Below are 25,364 nucleotides of genomic sequence, written 5' to 3'. Positions count from 1 at the left end.
CCTCATAAAGGTGAGAGGGATCTGCCCGGCCTTCCCTGGACAGATCCCTCTTGTTTTTATGTATGCAGCCATGCGGCCATGTCCCGCATCTTCTCCAGTACCTCCGCAGGCTCCTCGATGCGGATAGCGCCGCCGAAGGTGAACACCCAGGAAAAGAACGGCGGGGTGGGCGCCACATCCACGGTGGCCCGGAAGTGTTTGGCGTCCACCACCTCTGTGGCCACATCCTCCCCAAAGTGGTCTATGACGCTCCGCATGGTGCGGTTTTCACACAGCAGCGTCACCCGCCGGGGCGCGTCATGGTACATGCCAAAGACCTCCCGGAGATAGGATGCCGGATCGAAGGACGGGTCTGCTATGTAGGGGGCGTCCGACTCCTGAATGGCTGTCATGCGGTCCACACGGAACTGGGCCAGTTTCCTGTGCTTTTCCGACCAGCCCACGGCGTAGTAGAAATCCCGGTTCCAGATGAGGGCGTAGGGGCTGAAGCCATAGCGGTACCCCTTGTGTTTCAGGACCTTTTCTTTTTTCGGCGTATACTCGAAATACTGGAAGGAGATGGCCCGCTGTTCGTGGATCGCCGTCTGGATGGCGTCGATGGCGTAGTACACAGCCTCGTTGTCCGGCTTGGCTGTGCCCTCCATGTAGACAGGGCGGTTCAGGAGCGCGGCGTTGTACCGGCTGGTGAGATGGCCCAACTTCTCGATGAGGGCGGCACTCTTCTTCTCCGTGATGAGATGGGAGGACTCCACGGCGTCCACCAGCAGTTTCAGTTCCGGCAGCTCCAACAGCCGGGAGCCGATGAAGTAGCGGTTCTGCGTGCTTTTGATGCAGATGATGTCCACACCGGAATCCACGAGCAGTTGGATATCGCTGTAGACGTTTTTCCGGCTGGCATGGATGTCGTGGGCCTCCCAAAAGCGAAGGATGTCCGCACCGGTCACATAATGGCGTTCGTCCGTTTGCTCCAGAAGAAGGTGCAGCAAAGTAATTATTCTCCGTTGGCTTTCATTTTGCATCGTATCGTTCCTCTCTATCCACCCCTACTCCACCAGCCCGTACTTGACCTTGATGCGGTCCAGCTTCTCCAGCATGGGCTCGGCGGCAAACCACAAAAACAACCATGTGGCGGCGGCCTGGATGCAGTCAAAGGGGAAGCCGGTGACGTAGTAGGTAAGAATCACCTTCCAGTTGAGCTCGGGCGCCCACATCAGCGCCGACGCCGGGTTCATAATCCCACCGTAGATGAGGATGGCGGACAGCGCCCCAAAGACGCACAGCGCCCCCCGGCTGCGCCGCAGCCACCCCTTTCGGAACAGGACGCCGGCAAAAAATCCGATGATGCCCACAGCGAACATCTGCCAGGGCGTCCATGGTCCCTGGGAGAACATCACATTGGAGGCCAGCATGGTCATGGCACCCACCAAAAAGCCTGTCTCCCCGCCGAATGCCACGCCGGATATTATCGTCATGGCAATAACTGGCTTGAACTGTGGCAGCATAAAGAGTGCGGCCCGTCCGGCAATGGCGATGGCGCAGAGCACGGCGATGATCACAAGCTCCCTGGCCTTGGGCTTGCGCCCCTCGAAAATCAGGAAGAAGGGGGCCATACACTCCAAAAGCACCATCAGAGAGATAAAATAGTACTTTTTGTTATCCAGATAGAACACGCCCACATACAGGGTCAGGGGGATCAGCAGCAGAATCAGGGCCGTGGCAAAAAGGGTGCGGCGGGACAGCTTCCGCTTTTCACGCGGGGTCTGCACAAGATAATCCGGCCGGTGGGACCTGCGGGTGATGCAGGCGGCAAAGAGGAACAGCGCGGCGATAAAGAACGCGTACAGCGCCAGCTGGTCCGACGCCAGCTCGGTCATGCCCTCCATGCCCACCAGCGCCGTCAGGTCGGTGACGTTCATGAACTGCAAAAACAAGAGCAGAGCGACGCCGCCGGTGAGGACGGCCCCCAGCTTGCGCCACCAGGGCAGCGGTTTGGGCTTGTAGTCTGCGCTGGCTTCCTCCGGTTCCGGCAGCAGCGGAATATCTTCCGGCAAGGCCGGGGCGGGAGGCACCTGTCCGCCGCAGGCGGCGATCACATCCTCCACCGTCACCGCCCGGGGCAGCAGCTGTCGGGCCATGCGGTTTGCGGCGGTGGTGTAGAAGCTGTTGCCGGAGAAGAAGTTCCGCGGCGTCCCCTCGGTGACGATGCCACCGTCGAAGAAAAGGGCGCAGCGGTGGGCATACCGGGCGCAGAACTCAATGTCGTGGCTGACCATCAGCACTGCTGTGCCGCGGCGGAGCAGGATCTGCAGGATCTCCGCGAACACCTGCTTGAATTCCGCATCCAGCCCTTTGGTGGGCTCGTCCAGGAGCAAAATTTCCGGATTCAGCAACAGCACCTTGGCCAGGGCGGCCCGCTGCTGCTCCCCACCGGAGAGGTCGTAGGGGTGCCGGTCCAGCAGCTCCTCCAGCCGGCACAGGGCCGTCACATGGGCTACGCGCTGGTCCTGCCGCTCTTTGGAGAGTTTCCTGCCCTTGAGGATCTCATACAGGTCCTCCCGCACCGTCTTTTTGACGAACAGGGTCTGGGGGTTCTGGGGCAGCATCCCCACGGAGCCGGAGATTTCCAGCTCCCCCCGATAGGGCTTCCGCAGGCCGGAGAGCAGCTTGAGGCTGGTGGTCTTCCCGGTGCCGTTGCCCCCCAGCAAAGCGAGGAATTCCCCCTTCCGCAGGGACAGGGAGAGGCCCTTGACCACATCCGGCAGGTCCTTGTCATACTTGAACCACAGCTCGCGCCCCCGCAGCACCACATCGCCGCCCTTTGGAAGCTGTGGTTCCGGGCGCAGCGGTTCGATTTCCTTCCGGCCTGCGAAACTGGCCAGCCACTCCCGGCCCTCCCGGACGGTGACCGGGCAGGGGGCGCTGTCGTTCACGGCTGCCCAGATCCGCATGGGGGTGGGCATGGCCAGGAACATGGTATGTCCGCTCTGCCGTAGCTGCTCGCCCACCTCTTGGGGCGTCCCGGTACAGAGGAGCGCCCCCCGGTCCATCACCGCTACTGTGGTCGCCAGCGGGAACGCCTCCTCCAGCCGGTGCTCGGTGAGGAGGATGGTGGTGCCCAGCTCCCGGTTGATCTTCCCCAGCGTGGCCAGAAAGTCACTTGCGGCAATGGGGTCCAGCTGGCTGGTGGGTTCGTCCAGGATGAGGACGGAGGGCTGCATGGCCATAATGGAGGCCAGATTCAAAAGCTGCTTCTGTCCGCCGGAGAGCTCCGTGACGTTTTTATAAAACCAGGTCTGGATGCCGAAGAAGGAGGCCATCTCCGCCACCCGGCGGCGGATGGTGGGCGTGTCGTACCCCAAGCTCTCCAGCCCAAAGGCCAGCTCGTGCCACACCTTGTCGGTGACCACCTGGTTTTCCGGGCTCTGCTGGACAAAGCCGATGCGCTGGCTCTCCGTCCGCTGGTCCAGTTCCCCCAGCAGCTTGCCCTCAAAGAGGATGGTCCCGCCGCGCTTCCCGTGGGGCGCCAGGGCCCGCTTCAGCTGCCGCAGGAGGGTGCTCTTCCCGCAGCCCGATGGGCCGCAGAGCACCACAAATTCACCCTGCCGGATGGTCAGAGAGAAATCACGGAGGGCGGGGGATGGCTGTTCCGGGTAGGTAAAGGTCAGATGGTCCATGCACAGGCAGGGCGCTTTCCGGTTATTCAAGACGCTCGCCTCCTCTCTCAATCGTATCAAGCTGCTGACGGATCGCCCGCAGCTTTGCCTGCCGGTCCGGCGCCGCCAGCTCGTGGGTGAGATACGCCGGCTGGACCCGGTCAACAATCTCCCGCACCGCCGGATCCGTCCACGGCTCGTGCCGGTCTATGTTCTGGATATGGGCATAGCAGGCGCGGTACTGCCCCGGCAGATCCTTCGGGAAGTCTATCGGCAGCGCGCCGCAGTGCCGGCGGACATATGCGCCGCTGATGCTCTGGTGGAGGTGCATCCCCTGAATATACCGGCACAGCGGCCCGTGGCGGTCCAGCATTTCCAGGATAAACCGTACCCCGTCCCGCTGCGTGGCAATGGAGCGCTCCGCGTTCATCAGGTGGCCGGTATCCAGCAGAATGCCCTTGCGGGGATACCGGATGCCCTCCAGCAGGCAGGAGGTGTTCTCCGGCTCCGTCAGCGTAAATCCCGGCCACCACTGGTTTTCCACCAGAAAAGCAAAGGGCCACTCGGCGTCTCCCAGCAGGAGATTGATGAGCTCTGCCGCGGCGTCGATGATCTCCTCGTTGGTGTGGAGCCAGCGGTAGGTGTAATTCTCCTCCACGGATACATCGGTGACATGGAACACCACATAGGCGGCGTCCAGTGCGGCGGCCCGCCGGAGGTCCGCCCGGTACAGGTCCACAAGCGTTTCCGGCGTCCGCCCGCCGTAGTACCACGCCACGGCGTCCATGCTGCCGAACTTATATAGCAGCCGTTTTCGGTCCTCCCGGTAGAAGTCCAGCCAGTCCGGGAAGAAAGTCAGGTGATAGCCCGCCAGCAGGTCCTTCGGGAAATCCGCCGGGATGTCCCCGCCGCTCCAGATGCCTTCCACGCCGTCCAGCCCCAGAGCGGCGCAGGCCCGCCGCAGGCCGTCCCAGCCGCCGTACTCTTCTCTTGTCCGCTCGCACAGCGGCAGGTTCATGCTCTGGCGCACGTCTGTCCCTCCGCTTTCTCCAGCTTCCGCCAGGACCAGTCCGCCCAGCGGTCCACGAGGACCGGCGTCAGGCACAGGGCCAGATAGACCAGCTGGAAACTGATGGTCATGGGCGTGAGCGCCGCGCCCTTCATGGTGGGGTAATACCGATAGGAGAGTCCGCCGGCCATCCAGCCGCAGAGGATAAAGAAGCCGCAGAAAAGGAGCCAGGCCAGGGCCGCTTTGTCCCGGCTGTCGAAGCGGTAGATGGAGAAGGCGGTGCGGCCCGGCAGCCCGTAGCCCCGGCTCTTCATGCTGTCCGCCGTTTCAATGGCGTTCTCCAAGGCCCAGGTCACCATGATGGAGAGGATGGTGATGCCGTTTCGCAGCCGCTGGAGCACGCTGCCGTTGGACACGTCCCGCCCCACGCAGCGCTGGGCCTCGCTGACCACCTGGATCTGCGCCTTAAACTTGGGCACGAACCGCAGCGTCATGCTCAGCACCAGGCTGAGGGCCGGGATGACCCGGCCAAAGAGATAGACAAACTTGTCTGAGGTCATCACCGCCGTATAGCAGGAGAACCACAGGACCACGGCAGCCAGCATGGCGGCCGCTGCAAATCCGTAGGCGATGCTCTCCAGGGTCAGGGGGTTGCCGGAGGGCAGGTAGGCCAGCAGCGTCGCCCCCTCGTGGTTGAAGGCCGGGTTGATGAGGGCGGCCATCAGGGCCATGGGCAGCAGGAACAGCAGCTGGAACCGCAGGGCCTTCCGACCGTTCAGGTAGAGATGGTAGGCGATGGCGCCGGCGAGGGAGATGAGCAGGCTGACAGGGTGCATGAAGAACATACTGAACACCAGCACCAGCGCGAAATACATAAAATTGATGACAGGGTGATAGCTGGAAAAGGCGTCTCTGTTCGGCATAGGATACGGTTCCCTTCTTTCTTGACGGTGCTCCGCTCTCTTTCGATGGCCTCCGTCGGCAGACAGGGGCCATTGAAAAAGGGCGGGAACGCGGGGACGGCAGCAGCCGCCCCCGGCTATGGAATCTCTGGTTTTAACTTCCCGTGGAGTAGTAGCCGCCCACATCCACGCCCAGATCGCAGGTGTACTCCCACTCAATGACGTCCCCGGCCTGCAGCTGGTAGCGGGAGCAGCCGTAGTTGGGGAACCAGCCGTTCACCTGGTACATCCAGCCGGAGAGCTCCCCGCAGTCGAACTCATAGAGGTTGTGGATGCCCTCGATGTAGGCGCTGTTGTACATGGGGGTGTTCTCAAACTCCATGTGGATGCCCTGCTGCTTGCCGGTCCGCTGGAGCACGTTAAAAACACTCTCACCCTCGTAGAAGGTGACCTCCGTGGGCTCCAGGATCCAGCCGTCCTCCGGCACCAGCTCCACCTTCTCCGGGTCCAGCCAGTCCATGTGGTCCAGGATGGTGGCGCAGGAGATGGAAATGGTGCAGGTGTAGGCCGTGTCGGAGATCTCCACATCCTGGGGCTCCACCGGCAGGGGTTTCCCCTCCGGCACCGGGTCAGTGAGATACTGATCCTTGCCGGTATCCGGGTCAATGACCATGCCCTGGGACTCGGAGTACGCCTTGTCGCCGGCCTGCACGCCGGGGGAGGACCCGCCGGCGAGTTCCGCGGCGGCGTCCAGCTTTTCCTGCGCGGTCATGCCGCCCTCTGTCCCACCAGGGCGGCTCTCAATGCCCTCTGCCGGGGTTTCATCATCCGGGGAAATCAGATCCGTCTGCGTTTCCTGCGGGGGATCTTCCGTTTCAACGCCCTGTTCTGACAGGTCCGGCTGTTCCGTTTCCGGCGCTTCCTGCGTCCCGTCCTCCGCGCTGCCCGTTTCTTCGGGAACAGTTTCTCCGGAATGCCCGGTATCAGTTCCTGAGTCCTCCGGCGCAGCGTCCGGTTGGCCGGACAGCGTGGTATTATTGTCCGCCACATTCCAGCCCTGCAGGCCCGGCGCGCCGCCGCCGTACCAAAAGGCGGCGGCCAGCACGGCCACGATCAGGACCGGGACGATCACTTTCCACTTGTTCTTTTTCCACCACATAGGCGCTCTCCTTTACAGGAGCTTGGCGCTGCTGAGCAGGTTGTAAAGCATCTGGGCAATCTCGCAGCGCAGGATTTCTGTCTTCCCCTGAATCTCCATGGCGGAGTCGTCCAGAATCCCCTCCTGATAGCAGAAGGCCAGGCCCTCCCGGGCCCACTCCGGCGTGGTCACATAGTCGGTGAACTGGGCCAGCACATCCCGCACGGCGGCGGTGTCCAGCGCCGTGTCCATACCGCAGAGTTTTGCGGCCCGGGCCACCATGACGGCGGCCTCCTGTTTGGTAATGGTGCCGTCCGGGTTGAAGCGGCCTTCGCCCACGCCGTTGATGAGGCCGTAGGTGCTGGCGGTCCCCACATAGGGGGCATACCATGCGGTGGAGGGCACGTCTGTAAAGGCCTCGCTGGCGGCGGGCGTCAGGCCCAGGGCCCGCACCACGATGGCGGCGAACTGGGCGCGGGTCATGCTCGCCTCGGGATGGAACAGGCCGTCCCCCATGCCATCGATGATCCCCCGGGCGGCCAGCGCCTCGATGGCCGGCTGATTTTCATGGGCGTTGGCTCCGGTGATGTCGTCAAAGGTCTTGCCCATCTGGGTAATCGGCACGGCCTTTACGTCGGCGTGCTTGCCCTCCAGCCCGGCGCCGGACGGGGTTTCTTCACCCTCCGCCACGGTGATGGCGTCCCCCATGCGGTAGAGGCTGTTTTTGTTCTGCCGCGCCCGCTGCGCGGCAACCATGCCGTAGAACGCCTGCTCCGTCGCCATCTGGTTGGAGCCGGATCCGTTTTGGGTATGCAGGAACCCGTTTCCGGGTTGATAGAAGGTCATGAGGTTGTCCAGCATGGTGTTCCCGCCCTTCACAAACCGGGGATCGTCCAGGGAGATGCCCAGCTCGCACAGGGCCACGATCATCTGCACAACGCTCTCAGAGTTGGCGGTACCCCAGGAGGCGAAGCCGCCGTCCGTGCTCTGCTTTTTCGACATACAGGCCAGCGCCTCTTCTGTGGCTTCGGCCACGGCCGGCTGGTCCTGATACTTTGCCAGGGCTTGCAGCGCCATGCCGGTGATGTCCGGATCGGATACGCCGTCCCCGGAGCCGGCGGCCTCTGTTCCGCCGAACAGGCTCCAGCCGCCGTCCGGGAGCTGGCACTCCAGAATGCGGTCGATATACATCTGCCGGGTGGCCTGCGTCTTAGCCTCCGGATTTACCGGCATGGGATAATCCCGGGAATCCAGGGCAATGAGCGCCCAGATGGGGCCGTTGAGCCCCTGCCAGATGGTCTTGTCGTAGTCCCCCAGGGCCTTGGTCAGGTCATAGCCGGCCACGCTGCGGGCGTCTTTTCCAATAGCGCTGAGGGCCACAATGACGCGGCTGTATTCGGTGTATTTCTTGTCGTGGAGTTCGCCCTTGCAGGCTCTGACATACGATTCCACGGTGGCGTAGTAGTCCTGATAGTATTCCTCCGGTACGGTATAGCCGCTCCGGACCAGGCCCAGCACGGCCCATTCCCCGCCGATGGAGCCCACCTGCGGGCTTTTCACCGTCTCATAAATGTACTGCGCCGTGTCCTCGATGGCCGCCGTTAAGGTGTCATCCGACACCGCCGCAAAGGCGTTTCCCGACAGCCCCAGCACCATAATCAATGCCAGGAGCGCGGCCGCGCCGCGTTTTAAGCGTTCCTTCATCATGCTTCTCCTTCCGTTTTTGTTGTCAGGCCGGCCTCTTTTGCTGCCGCCTGCCCAGACAATTCCTGTGCCTTCCTGCGCCGGAGCGCTTCCTCATTCCTTCTTCGGTTGTCCGCTCGCCGCTGCTCGCGGGGCCTCTTCAATCCGGCGGCGGTCAGCGCCCGGGGCCAGTTGCCGAACCGCTGGATCAGGAAGACGCGGTAGACGCAGAACACCTCTTTCTTGCTGGGATTCCGCCCCAGCCGCGCCGCCGTTTCCCGCAGGACGGCCAGCAGCTCCTCGTCGGGAAACGCGCCGTACAGCGCCTTGCGCGTTTCTTTTCCCATATAGTTCTTCCACTGCTCCGGCTCCAGCCATGCGGTGCTTTCCCGGTCTCCGGCGGCGTTCGCCGCGTCCAAAGCAAGCGCCTGCTTCAGCCGGAGGACTTCGCTGGGCTCCACGTTCCTGCCTCCACCTCCTCGCTGTACGAAAAGATGCGGGACCCATCCAACGGATGGGTCCCGCATGATCTCTCGTTGGCCGCGCCCATCCCGCGCGGTCCGGTGTGTTGTCCCGGCTGTTACGGGAGGGGTAAGCCTGCGGCGGGTTTCACGCTCTTTATCTGGTATTCATTTTTGTCCGGGCGCCCGCAGTCACAATGGCAGGCTGCGGGCGCCCTTTTTAGGGGGATGCGCTTATTTCACCATGAGCGCGGTCATCCGCTGCAGGATCGTCGCGACCTCCGCGCGGGTGGCGTTGCCCTTGGGATCCAAAATTGTGGGGCTCTTCCCGGAGATGAGGCCGTTCCTGACCGCCCACTTCATGGCGTCGGATGCCCACGGGGACACCTGGCTGCCGTCGTGGAAGCGGCTCAGGCTGCCGGATGCGGCGGTATCCATGCCCAGGAAGTCCGCGTAGCGGTACATCATGGCCGCCAGCTGCTCCCGGGTAATGTTGGCGTCGGGATCGAAGTGTCCCTCCGCCACGCCGTTGACGATCCCGTTCTCGCTGGCCCAGATCACCGCATCGGTGTACCAGGTATCGTCCGGGATGTTCGCAAAGGCGTTCTCCGCCGCGGTTTCCGCTTCGTCCTCCATCCGGCGGAGCACCGTGACCAGCATGGCGCGGGTCATCTCCTCGTTGGGGGAGAAGGCCGTGGCGCTGGTGCCGTTGAACAGCTCGCGGCTGGAGGCGAAGTCGATGGCGTCCGCCGCCCAGTGCCCGCTGGTGTCCGTGAACGTCTTGGCGTTGTCCACCACCTTCACGGTGCAGGGGCCGTCCACCAGGCCGGCGACCTCTCCGTCCGCGGTGACGGATTTCCGGATGATGGTTTCCGTGCCGTCTTCCGCCACCAGCACCAGCACGCTGCCGGCGTCTGCGGCGGGGACGGTCACAGTCAGACCGCCGGGCACGGTATCCACGCTCTTGCCGTTCACCGCCACATCCAGCCGGATGGCGTCCGACTTGCTGCCGCCGGCGCCGGTCACAGTGACCGATTCCGCGGTGAACGACACGGTGCTGCCGCTCTGCTTCGCCAGCTCAGACAGGCCCTCGCTGGGGATGGTCATGCCGGCGATGGGAGTGGACACCGTCAGATCCAGGCTGTCGCCGGCGATGTCGCTGACCGATGACTTCGGCAGCTCCACCGTAACCTTGGAGGCGTCCCCGTCGATCTCGGGGGCCACCACGATGGTGGAGATGCTGCCGTCCTCAGCGGCCTGCTCCAGCACCTGTTCCACCGTTTCGGCGTCCACCTTGGCGGTGGCCTCGCCCTTGCTGTTCACAGAGGCTTCCGGTGTGATGGTGATGGAGCCGCCGCCGGTTTCCCCGACTTCCTCCGGCATCTCTTCGACGCCGGCGATGGTCCCGCCGCTGATGCTGCTGCCGTGTTCCTCCATCCACTCCACCGCGGCGTTGAATTTCTCCACATCGGCGATGGTGATATAGAGCTTCTGATCCTCATCCAGCGCATCGTAGGCATTCCGGGCGGCCTGCACCATCCCCCTGTCCGCAGTGGTCAGTTTGTTTACAGAGGGGATCTTGGACAGCAGATCCTTGACGTCGTCAATCTCGGTGTAGAATTGGATTGCTTCTTCCGCCGATGTCAGTTTGTTCAAATTGGTAACCTTGGTCTTGGCTTCCGCGTTGAGGGCATCATAGGCGTCCCGAGCCAGTTTCACCGCTTCTGCCTGCGTCTTATAGCCGGCGTAGGTGATGGTGGGGATGGCGTCGATAAGCTCAACGACGCTTTCCGCGCTGTTGCTGTCCATGACCTTGATGGTGTACCAGGTGCCGGTATACTTGATGGCTTCCGTTTCCTGGTTGTTCATGGACAACCATGTCGGCTCACCTACGCCGATGTAGATGATATCGCCGGCCTTGACCGGGATCGACTCGCCCCGGCGGTAGAAATCTACATTTCGTTCAACAACTTTTTCATTCAGGAAAGTTTTGACCTGATAGTTTTTGTTCGCAGCAGTGGGTGTTACAGATACGCGGCTGCCGTTGGCGACCAGGACGTATTCCAGGACATCTCCGTCAAAACTCGGGGACAATGTTCCGCCATCTACCTCAAGATCCGCCAGGCTGGTATCACTGCTCGACCAGGAGCCGCCCAAATCCGCGCCATAGCCCTCCAGCGTGAACATGACGCGGATTTCATCGCCGTCTACAATTCGGTAATCCCGTTGTTGGGCCGAAGCGCTGAAAGAGGCGAAGCCTTCATTGGTAAACCAGTCGTTGAGGACTCCCATCCAGCCGGATGTGTTCTTCCCGTCAAACTCTTCCAGCTTGTCGTCACCATAGGTAATTGCGGAGATGTAGGTGATGCCGGGATCATTCACGCCGCCCTGGCTTCCGCCCGTGCCTTCCCATCCGTAACCCTCGCGAGTTAGCGCGGCGGTAATGCAGCTCATCATGGTGCTGTCATGATTAAGCGCCACATAGGCATCTACAAATGTACCGCGCAGCGAGTCAGGCGCACCGGAATAGGTGGTGTTCTCAATGATTACATGGACGCTGCCCAGCTCTCCGACGGTTTCATCTACCAGGAACCCTTCTTCCACCGTCTTCATAGCGGCAATGGCTGCGTTCTTTGCCGATGCAATGCTTTCCTCGTCCTCAGCAGCATCAATAGCCGCCAGTCCATCGTTGTAAAATGCTGTCAGCTTGCTCCAGTTTTCAGCCGTGTAGGCTGTCTTGGAGTAGGCGTTGTAGGCTTCCGTCAGCTCGTTTTTCGCCGTCAGCTTACTGTAGGAGAGATCCCCCTCTGTGATGGCGTTTATCGTAATCGTGAAATCACAGCGTGGGTTAAGAAAAGAGTAAGTGTATGCCTCCCCTCCCGAAGAATCCCAAGGTCTTTCCCGGACTGAGTATGGCTGCGGACCACTGCTCTCCACACTCACCAGCTGCATATTGGCGCCGTCGGGAATGGCAAATTGGAATTCAATGATATTATCCTGGTTCTTTCCGCTGCCAAATGTGAATTCTGCCTGGTCGTCAGTTCCTACTGTTTCCAGCAGATCACGCCCTTCTGTAACGGTGATAAATTCAGTTCCGTTGTTTTCTTTGTCCCGGGCGTAAGCATTAACCTCACAAGCGGCGAACTTGCCGCCATGATCTGCCTCGATGGTAAGGGTAAAACCAGGGCCTTCCGGGAGGCCGCTCCCATCTGCCCCATAGGCGCTCAGGAGGGCGTTCCACTGTGCCATCTGCAAACCAGTAAGCTGCCCTTTCTGATACTCCGTCATGCCGTTATACAGCGACTTAGCCCATTCCATGCGCGCAGCATCTGATTGATAGAATTTTCCCTCCAGAACCTGCTCCGCAGACGGAAGATACTGCAGGTATCCAGTCATCAGGGCGTTGACCCGCTCATTTTCCTCCAGATTTGCGTCTTGCACCGCCTGGATGGCAGTGATGGCAGCCTGTTGGCTTTCATAGGCATCTGCCAGCAGATCCGAGCTAGCAATCGCTGCGGAAGCGGTTTCATAGGTCTTGGTAATTTCTTCCCACTGCGCCTCGGAGTAAAATGCCTGCTCATAGGCGTTGTAAACTGCATCCAGTTCTTTTTGCAGTGTTGCCACGGCGGAGGCTGGGTCGCTGGGCGTGACAATATGCAGCAGCACAGAATCGCCTGCAGCCAGGCCGGGGAATTCGCCTCCGGTATAGCTTGTCTGGTCTGTGGTTTCCGCCGGCGTCTGATCGCGGACATCTGCCACGAACAGCTTGTACCAGCCTTCCTTATACAGGCTGAGTGTGGCCGTACCATCAGAGCTGGTCACAACACCGGTGTTTTCATAGGCGGCAGCCGCCTTTGCTTCATCGGCAGTTTCTTTCGCCTCGCTGAGGAAGATGGTGGCATTGCCCGCCGACAGGGGGTTCCCCCAATTACCGCTCTCCGGCACAGCGCTGGTCTTGGTGACTTGCACAGAAAATTCCGCGCCGCCTTCCGCCTCCATGGTATCCCCGCCGCTGATTTCCAGCTGGGAAACGTAAGAGCGATATGTTTCGTAGGGCGCTGCTGGAATGGTACTGGTGTAATACTTATAATTTGGCGCCGGTACTCTTGCGAGGACAACCTCATCGCCGTCATGCAGTTCCACAGCAGCAACACCGGTTTCAATCCCATTCCCATTTATCAGCAATCCTGTCCAGCGTGAGAAAGAAGCATCCCGGTCTACAACCAACGTGCCGTTGACATAGGCCATAAGGCAGGGGGAAACAGTGGAGTTACCCGTTGATTCAGCCGGTGTGAAGTCAAATTTTATAGCATCCAGCAGGCTGCCGATGGTCTTGTCATCCGTCAGCGTGACCGTCCCATCAAAAGCGGCGGAGTCGGGGTCTTTCAGTGCATATTGCGGATATCTGGCGGCAAAACTATCCGCCACACGGACATGGACGGCGACAGATCCCCCTGCGTCCTCCAGCTGATAGTAGGCCGTGGAGGCCGCGGCCACAGCCTGGGTGTAGGCTGTATACGCAGATTGGGTGCTAATCGATGATGGATCAAGGGCGGAAAGCACCTGATAGGCTCCGTCGCCAATGCCGTTCTCGTCCTTGTCCTCCACATTGTACCATGCGCTCCAGCTGTCAGGGGTATAATCTGCCGCAGTGAGTTTTGCCTGCTGCTCCAGCAGCCAGTCTGCCGCGCTCTGCCATAAGGGCAGGATTTCCACATAATCCGTGAGAAAGAGGTCGCTCCTTGCAGCGTTTAACACTGCGGCAGCGTTTTCCAAATCACGTTGCCGCCCTGTTGTGTTTGCAGGTGTCGCATCGCCGGCTTCTTTCCCCTCCGGAATGGCATCACCTTCTTGGTAAAACAGGGAATCCAGCAGTTCCTTTGCATTCTCATAGTTCGTTGTGAAGTTCTCCCAGCTTGCATCAGTATAGGAACTGCCGGAAGGATTTGGATTGCCGCCCGTGTAAGCATCCTCATGCCGTTCAAGCGTTTCGTACAGCCCGGTGGCGTTGACCTGGGTGGTGGGGATACACTTGGCAAGAGCCTGCGACAGCGCGCTGCCCGGGTCGTTTTGGTTCAATTTGTCAGTTTGTTCATCAACTGCATTTTGATTTGCTTTGCCATTCAGGGCACTTGTATAAACTCTATTGGCTTCGTCCGCGATACTCTGAACTTCCGCCCAAAAGCTGCCTTGGCTGTTTGTAATAGTATCGGCATCCTTGCCATTGTAGCGGTCGTCTGAAGTATAGTAGCCGCTCACAGGGATGCTGTCAATTGCAGATTTCAAGGCGTCCGCATTAACCGGCTCTTCACTGGCAGATGCTTTATATATCAGAAAATTCGCCGTGAATATCTCCTGATCTTGTGTATATACATATACGATATAGAAATCAATGCCAGAAAAAACAAAATCGCTCTTTCCTGACAAATATCCTGCAACTGCTGCCGGGGTGGCCGTCTGGAGCCCATTCAATGAAAAAGCAACCGTGTTGCTTCCAGAAAAAGAATACTTTTTCACTTCAATTGTTTCATAGTCTTCATTTATTTGGCAAAGAGGGGCACTTGAAGTATCCAGAAAATTCTCATCTGTAAACTCTACTGATATTTCATCATCAGTAGCCTCAATGATGTACGTGTAACCGAGGGAATTTCCAGTATCATCAATGGAATTCATTAGGTTTCCGCCAGTAACTGTCACCCCGTCCGCCGCTGCCCAGGCCGCTGGCATAAGGCCAACCACAAAAGAAATTGTCAGCAATAGTGCGAGGGCGCGGTGGGCAATTTTGCCCACCATTTTCCTCCGGGACGGTTCTCTTGTCCCGGCCCTTCCCGTATCTGTCCCATCGGCGTGATATTCTTGCATCATAATAACTGAACCAACTCCTATCTTCTCTTCAAATTCAAGGTAGCGTTATGTCAGGACGTGCGAGGTGGGATCCGCCCGCGCCCTGTTCCAAAGAACGGCCGCCTTCCAACGCGCGCCGTCCACATTGTTTTTGAATACTTCCCGCCACATCCCCGGTACCGGTTCCTGCGCTCCCGCCCGCCGCGACGTAGACCGCGTGCTTCCGCCCTTGGCACGCTCCTGTCGTCGCGTGCTTCCCCGGAAACGGATATGCTCTCCCGATGTGGCTATTCAGTTGTCGGCCGCGGATCGGCCATACGGAAACGGGCAAAGGCCCTGCCGCAGCGCCGCATTGACGGCCGCGCGCAGGGGGTTATCCGGCCGGCAAGGGTTATCGGCGTCAGAGGGGTCCCCTCTGACGCCGAAGGGGCGCGCCCCTTCGGCGATGCCTCCCTGGAACGCAAAAAAGCGAACGCATCGTTTGGATGCATCCGCTCCTGTCCCTCTGGGGAGGCTGCCGGCGCGCTCTTCCCGCGCCGCGTCCTGGCATTCTTGTCAGAGCAGCCCCGAACCGTCGGGGGTGAGCTCTCAGTAGGTCTTCTGACTGATGTGTTCAGGCGGGGCCATCCCCGCCAGCGCATACCCGCAGCCTTCCCGGCTAAGCCATTACAGCCGCCAGTGACCTGCTTTCGCAGAAAACGGATATACTTCACAATCACAGCTATTGAATTGCACGTCGCCGCCGCTTTCGCTGCGGTTCCTGCTGCAAAACATATACAGGAATTTCACCTGATTCCCTTGTTCAGCCGAACAAGGATGCGTGTCCGCCCCGGGGTGCCGGAACGGGTCGCGCATTTGCCACAAAAGCCGGATATTCCCTATGCAGTTGTCTGGGTTTCCTATGACAGAGGGAAATCATGCGTGGGTGTAACCCACGCATGAAGGGCCATGGCTGTTTTCGGTAAAATGAAAATGTAGCAAATGGTACTCAAAAAGTGAGCACCCCAATGGCAAATAAAAAGAGCCATTGTCAGCACCTGAAATAAACGCTACCCTTTAGGTGGGATAACCATAAGGGGGTAGCAGAAAGGTGTTACGAATGGCTCAAATCAAGTATATCAAAGACCTCTACGAAAATGAAGAGGCAAGTTTGCGGGAAATATGCCGCATAACCGGCCACAGCTTTGAGACTGTCCGCAAGTACGCCTACCAGGAAAACTGGAGCGAGGACAATCTGCCGGATATTGAGCCACAGAGCTATCCGGTGCTGCAAGACTTCATCCCCATCATTGATAAATGGCTGGAGGAGGACCGAAAGGCCCCCAGGAAACAGCGCCATACAGTAATGCGGATTTACCACCGCCTGTGTGATGAGCATGGGTTTACTGGCTGCTATTCCACCGTGAAGAAGTATGTCCGCAAGAAAAAATATGTCATGAAAACTCTGAGTGCCGGTTATCTCCCTCTGGAGCACCCCAAAGGCTGGGGACAGGTGGACTTTGGCCTTGCGGAAGGCGAATGGGCCGCTACCGGAGAACGCTTTCCGTTCTATGCGCTGACGATCTCATTCCCCGGCTCTAACAACGGAGTAACGCAAGCGTTCCCGTCTCAAAACCAAGAGTGCCTGCTGGAAGGCATGAAGCGGATTTTTGAGCACATTGGCGGCGTCCCTCCCAGGCTGCGGTTTGACAACATGACCACGGCGGTTGCTCAGGTACTAAAAGATGGTGAGCGTGTCCTTACGGACGGCTTTACCCGCTTTATGCTCCACTACCGTTTCCAAGCTGATTTTTGCAATCCGGCTTCCGGCAACGAAAAAGGCAATGTAGAGAACAAGGTTGGTTACAGCCGCCGCAATGCGTTTGTCCCGGTCCCAGTCATTACCTCGTTTGAGGAATTTAATGAACAGCTCTTGGAGTGGTGCGAAAAGGACGCTGACCGGCTCCACTACAAGCACAAGGTTCCCATCCGGGAACTTTGGGAAGAGGACAAGGCGGCACTTTTAGAGCTGCCGCAGTATCCCTTCTCTGTGTTCCGCTACACGACGCTTACCGTGAGTAAAACAGGCTTCGCAACGATTGAGACGAATAAATACGGGCTATCTCCCATGCTGGCCGGCGAAAAAGTACAGGCCAAAATCTTCTATGACCATGTAGAGTTTTACCACGACCACAGACCGGTTGGACGCTTTCCCAGAAGCTACAAGACCAATGATGAGGTCTACGACTGGACGCAGTATATGTCCACCCTCTGCAAAAAGCCAGGAGCGATTGAGCATACCCGTTTCTTCCACCAAATGCCGCAACGGTGGCAGGATTATCTTGCTTCCACCAAGGGAAAAGAGCGGAAGAGCGCCCTGCAACTTCTCAGCGAAATCGTTGCTGACGGAAACTCTGAGTTCTGTGATGATGCTCTGGAAATGGCAGCCGCCAATGGCCGGGCCGATGTGGACAGCCTGCGGCAGTGTTATTACATGATTGCCAAGAAGGAGTACCGCCCAGATCCGCTTAAACTCTCCGGAGCCCCATTGCTGAACTACAATCCAAACCTCTCAGCCTATGATGGCCTGATGGGAGGTGAGGCTCATGGCTGAACAGATTGAACAGCTCATGCGGCAAGTGAAGCTGGGCGGCATGGCGAAAGGCTGGCGGAGCGTCCCCTACGAAAATACCGAGCAATATGTGACCGACCTCTTGACGCTGGAATTACAGGAACGAGAGGCCAACCGGATTAACCGCATGGTAAAGACGGCTGGTTTCCGGGTGATGAAGACACTGGATGATTTTGTGTGGAACTCCGCCATTGAACTTCCTGGCGGCTTGACATAGGAATACATGACCGACCTCCAGTTCCTTGCCCCAAAAGAAAACCTGATTTTTATGGGGAGCGTTGGGACGGGAAAGACCCATCTGGCTACGGCTATTGCTTTGAAAGCCTGCCAGGAGGGGCGGCGTGTCCGCTTCTTTACTGCGGCGGAGTTGGCAAACATCCTGCTGGAGAAGAACACCAAGGGGACCTTGAACAACTACCTGGGTACGCTGAAAAAGGTAGAGCTTGTTGTGATTGACGAGATTGGTTTCGTCCCTCTGCACAAGGATGCCGCTGAACTGCTGTTCCAAGTGATTTCCGATTGCTACGAGCGCAAGAGCCTGATTATTACTTCAAACCTGGAGTTCTCTCAGTGGAACACTGTCTTTGGGGACAACCGCCTGACTGCGGCGCTCGTTGACCGGCTTATCCACCACAGCCATATTGTGATTTTCTCTGGGGAAAGCTACCGGCTTACCCAGTCCCTAAACCGCCAGAGAGCATACACTTAGGGTACTCAAAATTAGTGCAAAAGGGCTTTGGGCACCGATGTGAGCACTTGGCCCCTATTGGCACCGATGCGAGCGTTTGGCCTCCGGGGGACCGATGTGAGCATTAGGCCCCCAGGGCACTCACTCTTGCAAAAGGCCCTCATCTTTCCGGGTACTCAAAAGGTGAGCATTTGGTACTTGGGAAAAACATTGCTCACGACATGAAATCTGGTGCTGAAGGTGCTCACTTTTTTGGGGCCCTTTTGCTCACATTTTCGTTTGACAAACACAGCCATGGCCCTTCATGATTCCTTTTTGTATGCGGCTCCTGCGTCAACACGCATGGGCTTGCTGCCCCATCCATGCCCCGCAGGACTGACTACATCTTTATTTTATCTCAAATTTTGCTAAAAACAAGTGTCCGTTCTTGCGAATTCAGCGATGTCAAGCCTCATCGGAAGCGTTATCGGTCTGCACCCATCCCATGAATAGCTTTTCGCATTTTCTGTCCGCCCTGCGTCACGGAGAGGAAAGGGCGGCCCATCCCTTGCGGGGATGGAACCGCCCGGTTCGCCCACCTGTCTGCTCTTTTGATAGATGCTTGCCGGCTATACGGCGGGGACAGGCCCGTGCTGAATTTCACAGACTTCGCATCGGTTATTTATTTGTTTGCCGCCGCGCTCTCCAGGAAGCGCATAAGGATGGTAGCGGCTTCCGCGCGGGTGGCTGTGCCGCTGGGGACGATGGTCGAAGCGGTGCGGCCGGTAATGAGGCCCTCCGCGTTGGCCCAAGCCATCGCCTCAAGCGCCCACTCCGAAATCGCTTCGTAGTCCGCGTATTCTTTCACTGACATACCCGCCACTGTTGTGTCGTACTTCTTATACTCCGCATACCGGTACAGCATCACAGCCATCTGTTCCCGGGTAATGTTGTCGGTGGGCCCGAACTTGCCTTCTCCGTAGCCGGTTACAATCCCGTTTTCGCTTGCCCAGATGACGGCGTCGGTGTACCAGGTATCAGCTGCCACATCGGCGTAGGTATTCCTACCCTTAACGGCAGGCTCACCCTCCAGGCGATAGAGGATCGTAGCCAGCATGGCGCGGTTGAGCGTGCTGTCGGGGCTGAACGCGGTATCGCTGACTCCATTCATCAGATCGTTGGTATAAGCATACTTGATTGCTTCCAGCGCCCAATGCTTCTGCACATCCATGAAAGGCAGGCTTCCAGTTAGTTTTGCAAACTCTTTCTCAGCCGCGGTCAGCTTGGAGTAATTGCCGACAAGTTTCTTTTGTGTCCCGGTCAACGCATCATAAGCCTTGCGGGCCGCCTCAATTTTCTTGCCGCTGTCCTTGGTGACGGTACCGATGGCGTCGATCAGCGCTGCGACTTTATCCGCCGCTTTCTTGTCATCTTCGCCGGTCGCACCGTCCGGCGCGCCGCTGCCGCCGCTTACAACAACCTCACAACGGGACGGAACAACAGTTGCGTCCGTGTAAGATGTCCCGGAAGATCCGCCATACGCTTCGCAGGTATAATCACAGGTTCCGCTGATTTCAACTGTGTAGGTGCCAGCAGAAGCGAACGTTAACACAAATTGACCGTTCTCGTCCGTCGTTGTAGCCATGGCCGAAACAACGCGGCCGTCTTCGTCATATACGGTAACAGCAGCATTGACCGGAGTTGCCGCGCTGTCCCGATTCTCGCTGCTGTTCATGACATTGATGCCATGAACCGTAAAGACTTTCTCAGTACCAACGGATGCATTATAACTGTCTTCTTCAAACCAAGTATAAAGATCGGAATACTGAACAAGATCCTTATATGCATAAACTGCAAGCTTATCGTTACCTTCAATTTCCGTCTTAGGTCCGTTAACCCAACTGTGATTCAGGACATAAGAAATGTTACCTGAACGATTACCCCAGAATTTATTGACCCAACCGCCGCCGTCAGTGTCTATTTCTTCATAACCTGATGCACCGCCAGAGTAATACATCTCATGCAGTGCGGCAAAAGCGTCTCCCATGGTATAGCGTCCGTCCTGATCTTTATCATAGACGGTAACAGGTGCATTGCATAGCACGGTACCATCCACGCCGGTGACAAATTCGCCTTTATCACTATAGGAGATGGTGACGGTAATGGAGTCGTAATCAGGATCCACCTCTCCGCCGGAGGATTCCGTAACAGTAATCCTCTGCGTCACAGGCTGCAAAGTGCTGTCTGCATCGCTGCCCGTGTATGTGATTGTTACAGCGGAGTCACCCACAGCCAATTTCCCGGAGGGCGTATAGTTGTAGTCGGTGGTAACGACTGTACTTCCATCGCTATAAGTTGCGGTAACCACCATGCCGTCCGGACTGAATCCTTCTCCAGCCTTATACGTAGTTTTGGCAGGCGGTGTAGTAATGGCAATTTGGGTCACCAAGCCGAGCTGCACATCCACAACCGCAGTCTTTCCGCCATAGGTGATGGTGACCGTTTTGTCGCCTGCGCTGAAGGTTTCAGGGCTGTAAGTGTACCCGGTGATTGCTTTGGTACTGCCGTCACTATAGGTGGCAGTAACTACCATGCCGGTAGGATCAAAAGCCGCTCCTACACTGTATGCAGTTTTATTAGGCGGAGTGGTAACCTCTATTTTCTCCAATGTGGCATTTTTAACTGTAACCTGGATGGAAGTCGTCTTTGTCACGCCTCCATGGGTGTAGCTGATGGTGATTGTTTTCGTGCCAGCCTCTGTAAACGCGACGGTATCGTAGGTGTAGCCATCGATTTCTTTGGTAAAGCTCCCTTCGCTTCCCTGATAGGTGGCCGTCACTTTCATACCGGCAGGGTCAAACACATCACCGATACAATACTCCGTCATCTCAGGCTGCGTTGTCACATTGATGCTGTCCAACTTTCCTCCAACCGGGATAGAGATGTCCGGCAGCTGCCCGAAATAAGAGAGCATATTGGCGGACATTCCACTGGTGCTTTGCCCCATTTTTGTGCGGTGTTCACCGAACTTATAGTGAGAAAAGCCGCCCACATTGAACGCGCCGTTGGAGAGCGTGAAGACATCCCCATCAAAATCTGCCGGAACAGTCAGTTCATCGCCCACATTGACCATGGAGTTGCCGTATCCCGAATCATCTTTCCCGGCCGAGACAAGATGCTCCACGACCTGATTGTATGGATTGGATGCAAAGAAGTAGTAACCATAGCCGCCGCGGCCATTGCCGGCACTTTTTCCCTCATAGCCGCTGACATTAAAATATACCGCTGCCGCACTGGTGTTATAGGCATACATCCGGTTGACCGGGTTATAGAGCGTGTCGAACTGAATGCTGACCTTCTCACCGGGGACAAGGACAGCATCTTCCAGCGGCTTTCCGTTGACGGTCACATCGACCTGCTTGGCTGTAATGACCTGATACTCCGATCCCTTGGCGCTGTCCACCTTCACAATATTGCGCCCTTCCGTCAACGGAACCGTATACCGGCCGTCCTGACCGGCGGTGAGAGCGGTAAATCCGGTAAAGCTCATCTTTCCATCACTGATTGTCGGATTGGCCACAGACACGGCGGTAACCCCTGCGCCCGGGGTAAAGGTATACTCGCCTTGCTCATCCATGAAGTAGATGACATCGTAGTCGGCGTCCAAAGCCACTCCGTCCAGCTTATCCGAAACCGTCTTATCTGTGTTGATTACCAAACCGGTGTCAATGCCGCTGGCGGCGGCATCCACAGAGACGACCAGCACACCGGTGTTCTCCGGCCAGATAGCGCCGAAGAAACCGTTGGGGTCATAGTTATCATAGGACACCTTGGCGCCGTCGTGGTAATTCACCGTCATAGCATCGTAGGTAATGAGAACAATGGCTGTGCCAGCGCCCACGGCGGAGATTTTCCCGTTTTCGTCTACGGTGATCACGCTGCTGTTCGGCTGACCATCCAATCCCACAACTGTATAGTGGAAATCGGGCTCCAGAATGTAATAATTTCCGCCCATTTCCCATGTAGCATTGCTGCCCCACCACTGACGCATGGGAGAGAGCTGGTAGGTCGCATTGGCATTCAGCTTCAGATATCCCTGAGTATTGTTATTCATCAGAATATCGCCCACATTGGCTCCGCCATTGGACTTAGTATCCCGGTCCAAAGTGGCTGCCGTTTTTCCTGCGGGCTTCAGCTGTGCTTCGGTGACCTCTATGGCCACCGTGTCGCTGTCTACCGGGGTAGTGCCAATATACGTGACATAATCTGTTCCGCTGACGCGATATTCATAGACGCCTTTTCCAATGAGGAAGCTATAGGTATCCTTCCCAGCCTCTGTCTTGGGCTGGCCAACAGCGGCAACAGGCACATGGGCTACACCCTGGTAACGAGAGGCAATGGCCAATTCAGCCTTCGCTCCGGAAGGCACGGTGAGCGTCAAAGCCGTCGCAGCAGGCAACGTCATGGATACGCTCTGGGTATCTGTGCCTTGCTCTATGCTCTGTGTAAGCGCCAAAACGCCCACATGATTGGACTGCATATAATCCTCGTTCGGCGTGGCCGTCACAGAGTACAACATTGTGCCGCCCTTGGCATACATCAAAGTAGAGAAGTTCAGCTGTCCAGACGCATTGGCACCGGCCGCTCCCAGCGTGACCGTTCCCAGCGTGTTTTTCACCGTCAGGGTAAGGTCGTCCGCCGTGATTTCGCTGTTGGTAACGGAGAACTCCACCTGACGCAGGTAGATGCTCACATCCCGCGTTCCGGCAGCGGTATCTGCCTCCGGAATGGCAAAGCAGCCGCCGCCCATGCTCTGGCCGCCGGAACTCGTGCCCCGGAAGGAGTAGGTCCCCGGTTCAAGAGACATGGTATAAACGGTGTAGTCTCCTTCAACAGCGGAAGCAGCGGCGATGGCGGACTCTTCCGCAAAAGTATCTCTGCCAGCGGTGTCAAAGCCGGTAGTGGGATAGAACGCGGCAGTCCCTGCCGCAGTTGGTACATAAACTTTCACAGTATAGGCAGCATCCGTCACGGTGACAACACAGGTGTCAGTGACGGTCTTTCCGCTGCCGTCGGTAGCTGTCGCAGTAATAACGGCCTCGCCTGCGCCGATTGCAGTGACCACGCCGGTATTAGCGTTTACCCGGGCCACATCCTCCTTCGAGCTGGAGTAGGTCACGGTAACAGCGGCAGTGGCCGGTGCGGTAACGGCAGAGAGCACCGTTGTGCCGCCCACATTGAGTTCTGCGGTTTTGGGAGTTACAGTAATACCCTCAACGGCGATGTCGCTGCTGGTGACGGTGACAGGGCACGTCCAAACGCCGCCGTTCGTCAGCGCGATGCTCAGTTCGGCCGTTCCTGCCTTCACGCCGGTAATGGTAACTTTATCAAGGACTACCTCCGGGAAAAACATCCCCGGCACTTCTTTTGTCGTAACCGCAGCAGTAAAAATGCTTTCGTCGGAAGATGTCACCTTAACCTGTGCTTCCTTGAGCTTGGGCAATGTGCTCTTGTAAGCGTATTCGTTTGTCTCGCCTGCAAGAACAGTTAGAGCCGTTTCACCCAATTTCACGACATCCTTGCCTCTTATAAAAGAAACAACAATCTTGCCAACACGTCCGTCCCCAGCATCGGCATAAAATGTCTTTGAATTATTGCTGTAAAACCGGGTAAAGGTCACCTTACCTGTATCTGCCTCAATCACGGCGGTGCCCGCCTGACCGGGTTGCCCCAGTTCGTCATTACCGCCCGACCATGTGATGACCGCATTGGGTTCACAAGTGGCGGAAAACTGCAAATACCCGTAGTCGGAGTCCTTCATGAACGTCTCCGCGACGCAGTCCACCTCAAGGCTTGTCTGCTCCATATCCAACGTGCCGCAGAGAGTCCTGCTCGCACCTACCGGTTCCCCGCCCAGCAACGTGGCAGTCACATAGATGGGAGTCGTATCCGAGCTGGGCCGCTTGGTCAAATCCACCTCAATCGTGCGCTTTGCGGAACCCCGATATACATCTACCTGCACAGTTTCCAACAGAGTTCCAGTGCTGTTGCTGCCCTCATAGACATTGACCGTAAACGGGGTGGTTTCCTGTAAGTTCGCGCTCATTTCCACATCCAGACGAACTGTCCAGTTGTCTCCCGAAGAGGGAAGGTAATAGCTGGCGAAGCTCATCTCCTCAATGGAAATGGGAACAAAGACCGCCCGATAGGAGGTATCGGCAGCCAGCGTAACCTGCATTTTTGCGGTGCTACTTTCAACGGGCGTCCATGTGCTGCCGTTGTCGGCAGACTGCTCCCAGCGGGCAAACAAGTAGTTTTTATCGGCTGCGGCAGTCAGCGTGTAAGTCTCGCTTTCCCCCTCGCGAATATAGGAAGCTGTACCGTGCTTCGCCCGTTCCAGCGTCAAGGTATGCTGAGGCGCTGCCTTCTCCGTGAACACTGGTGTGATGGAGAAGTCCTTGAGAATCTCGACCGATGTATTAAAACGCAGTGCATACGTATTTGGTGTACCTGTATAGATATAGCTCTGCACAACCAGATCAGAGGCACTCACATACGCTGCCCACGCCGTTTCGTCGGCAACCTTCAGCACCTCCAAATATTCTGTGCTGTCATGCATGGAAAGCAGTTTCTGCAGGCCGTCCTGCCCCTGCATCAGCCAGCCCGTGAAGTCATATTTGACCGTATCCCAGCTGTTGATCGATACATTGCTCACATTGCCGGTGCTGATGTTGGTTACTTCGTCGCCGCCCCAATAATTTTTCACTTCCGCATTGATATCCCCGGCAGCTTCGGTGGTATAATTCCCCTCCTCTCCAGCCAGCTTTGCTGCAGGTTGGAAGGTAAGCTTCGCCGGAATTGGCGCCGCTTCCTCTAAAACCACAATCTTTGTCACTGCGGAATATACCGTTGTGGGCGTCATGCCTTCTCCAAGGCCGTTATTGGTTACCTTTGCCCGGTAATACTTGGTCTCGCCCGGCTGGATATCCGGTTTGTAGCTGCTCGAGAGCAAGAAGTTGAACACACCATCTTTGGCATCCGAAAAGCTCCCTTCTTCTCCGCTATTAGAGCTCTGCCATTTTATCTCCAATGTGTCTTTCGTATAACTTGCTTCATCTTTTGTTATCTGAATTGATAGAGCGCGAATGGAACTGTCGCTGTAATACGTTACTTCCGGCTCTTTCAAATTCGTTTGAAAGACCGGCGCTGGCGCCGGTTCCCCTTCTGCTGCCATGGCGCTGACGGGCAGCATGCCGACCGCCATAACTAGCACAAGCAGCAGAGATAGGACTCTTTTTTTCATGTGTGATAATCCTCCTTTTTAGCTCATGTGTTTCAATTTATATAAACCGCACATGGTATGATATAGGTGCGGATTGCTTTTGTACCAAAGATG

12 protein-coding genes and 1 riboswitch are annotated in these 25,364 nt (G+C 57.4%); of the genes, 3 read left to right on the top strand and 9 right to left on the bottom strand.

Going from position 1 to position 25,364, the window contains the following annotated elements; genetic code table 11:
• Nucleotides 1–56: 56 nt before the first annotated feature.
• The 8 genes from H8S62_RS06370 to H8S62_RS06335 form a co-directional block, all read right to left on the bottom strand.
• Complete coding sequence (locus tag H8S62_RS06370; protein ID WP_243141896.1) at nucleotides 57–986, bottom strand: helix-turn-helix transcriptional regulator; 930 nt, start codon at nucleotides 984–986, stop codon at nucleotides 57–59.
• Between the two features lie 57 nt (nucleotides 987–1,043).
• Entirely contained in the window at nucleotides 1,044–3,674 is a 2,631-nt protein-coding gene (locus H8S62_RS06365) for an ATP-binding cassette domain-containing protein (protein ID WP_155151135.1), read from the bottom strand.
• Between the two features lie 22 nt (nucleotides 3,675–3,696).
• Complete coding sequence (locus H8S62_RS06360) at nucleotides 3,697–4,683, bottom strand: TIM barrel protein (RefSeq protein ID WP_256274442.1); 987 nt, start codon at nucleotides 4,681–4,683, stop codon at nucleotides 3,697–3,699.
• Nucleotides 4,668–5,585, bottom strand: a complete 918-nt coding sequence (locus tag H8S62_RS06355; protein WP_155151074.1) for an energy-coupling factor transporter transmembrane component T — start codon at nucleotides 5,583–5,585, stop codon at nucleotides 4,668–4,670. Before H8S62_RS06355 ends, H8S62_RS06360 begins: the two co-directional genes overlap by 16 nt.
• 133 nt (nucleotides 5,586–5,718) lie before the next feature.
• Nucleotides 5,719–6,723: a DUF4430 domain-containing protein gene (locus H8S62_RS06350; RefSeq protein WP_155151077.1), complete on the bottom strand. Its 1,005-nt coding sequence runs from the start codon at nucleotides 6,721–6,723 to the stop codon at nucleotides 5,719–5,721.
• Nucleotides 6,724–6,735: 12 nt separating this feature from the next.
• Nucleotides 6,736–8,406: an S-layer homology domain-containing protein gene (locus H8S62_RS06345; RefSeq protein ID WP_155151080.1), complete on the bottom strand. Its 1,671-nt coding sequence runs from the start codon at nucleotides 8,404–8,406 to the stop codon at nucleotides 6,736–6,738.
• Nucleotides 8,406–8,804 carry a homing endonuclease associated repeat-containing protein gene (locus H8S62_RS06340; protein WP_155154456.1) on the bottom strand — a complete coding sequence of 133 codons (399 nt, stop codon included), beginning with the start codon at nucleotides 8,802–8,804 and terminating at the stop codon, nucleotides 8,406–8,408. The genes H8S62_RS06345 and H8S62_RS06340 overlap by 1 nt, the downstream gene beginning before the upstream one ends.
• A gap of 276 nt (nucleotides 8,805–9,080) precedes the next feature.
• Nucleotides 9,081–14,636, bottom strand: a complete 5,556-nt coding sequence (locus H8S62_RS06335; protein ID WP_186918808.1) for an S-layer homology domain-containing protein — start codon at nucleotides 14,634–14,636, stop codon at nucleotides 9,081–9,083.
• A 627-nt stretch (nucleotides 14,637–15,263) separates the two neighbouring features.
• Nucleotides 15,264–15,539: riboswitch (cobalamin riboswitch) on the bottom strand.
• 250 nt (nucleotides 15,540–15,789) lie between these two features.
• On the opposite strand from H8S62_RS06335, the gene istA reads away from it, so the two are divergent.
• From istA to istB, 3 genes are read left to right on the top strand one after another with little or no spacing between them, the layout of a single operon-like run.
• Entirely contained in the window at nucleotides 15,790–17,283 is a 1,494-nt protein-coding gene (gene istA, locus H8S62_RS06330) for an IS21 family transposase (protein ID WP_155151090.1), read from the top strand.
• Nucleotides 17,276–17,518, top strand: coding sequence for a hypothetical protein (locus H8S62_RS06325; RefSeq protein WP_155151092.1), 243 nt, complete (start codon nucleotides 17,276–17,278; stop codon nucleotides 17,516–17,518). The genes istA and H8S62_RS06325 overlap by 8 nt, the downstream gene beginning before the upstream one ends.
• A gap of 6 nt (nucleotides 17,519–17,524) precedes the next feature.
• A complete protein-coding gene (istB, locus tag H8S62_RS06320; RefSeq protein WP_087397874.1) occupies nucleotides 17,525–18,010 on the top strand; it encodes an IS21-like element helper ATPase IstB in 486 nt (161 codons plus the stop codon).
• A 640-nt stretch (nucleotides 18,011–18,650) separates the two neighbouring features.
• Here istB and H8S62_RS06315 read toward each other — a convergent pair.
• On the bottom strand, nucleotides 18,651–25,271 hold the full coding sequence (locus tag H8S62_RS06315; RefSeq protein ID WP_186918807.1) for an S-layer homology domain-containing protein: 6,621 nt from the start codon (nucleotides 25,269–25,271) through the stop codon (nucleotides 18,651–18,653).
• Between the last annotated feature and the right edge of the window lie 93 nt (nucleotides 25,272–25,364).

Origin of the sequence: Lawsonibacter faecis, from assembly GCF_014287675.1 — a bacterium.
In the GTDB taxonomy this organism is placed as follows: Bacteria; Bacillota; Clostridia; order Oscillospirales; family Oscillospiraceae; genus Pseudoflavonifractor; species Pseudoflavonifractor faecis.
The sequence above is the reverse complement of the archived record's forward strand: the minus strand, read 5'-3'. Positions and strand labels throughout refer to the sequence as shown.

Excerpts from the sequence above, each read along its gene's own strand:
- H8S62_RS06365 (WP_155151135.1), bottom strand. The coding sequence starts at position 3,674 with ATGGACCATCTGACCTTTACCTACCCGGAACAGCCATCCCCCGCCCTC.
- H8S62_RS06355 (WP_155151074.1), bottom strand. The coding sequence starts at position 5,585 with ATGCCGAACAGAGACGCCTTTTCCAGCTATCACCCTGTCATCAATTTT.
- H8S62_RS06350 (WP_155151077.1), bottom strand. The coding sequence starts at position 6,723 with ATGTGGTGGAAAAAGAACAAGTGGAAAGTGATCGTCCCGGTCCTGATC.
- H8S62_RS06345 (WP_155151080.1), bottom strand. The coding sequence starts at position 8,406 with ATGAAGGAACGCTTAAAACGCGGCGCGGCCGCGCTCCTGGCATTGATT.
- istA (WP_155151090.1), top strand. The coding sequence starts at position 15,790 with ATGGCTCAAATCAAGTATATCAAAGACCTCTACGAAAATGAAGAGGCA.
- H8S62_RS06325 (WP_155151092.1), top strand. The coding sequence starts at position 17,276 with ATGGCTGAACAGATTGAACAGCTCATGCGGCAAGTGAAGCTGGGCGGC.
- istB (WP_087397874.1), top strand. The coding sequence starts at position 17,525 with ATGACCGACCTCCAGTTCCTTGCCCCAAAAGAAAACCTGATTTTTATG.
- H8S62_RS06315 (WP_186918807.1), bottom strand. The coding sequence starts at position 25,271 with ATGAAAAAAAGAGTCCTATCTCTGCTGCTTGTGCTAGTTATGGCGGTC.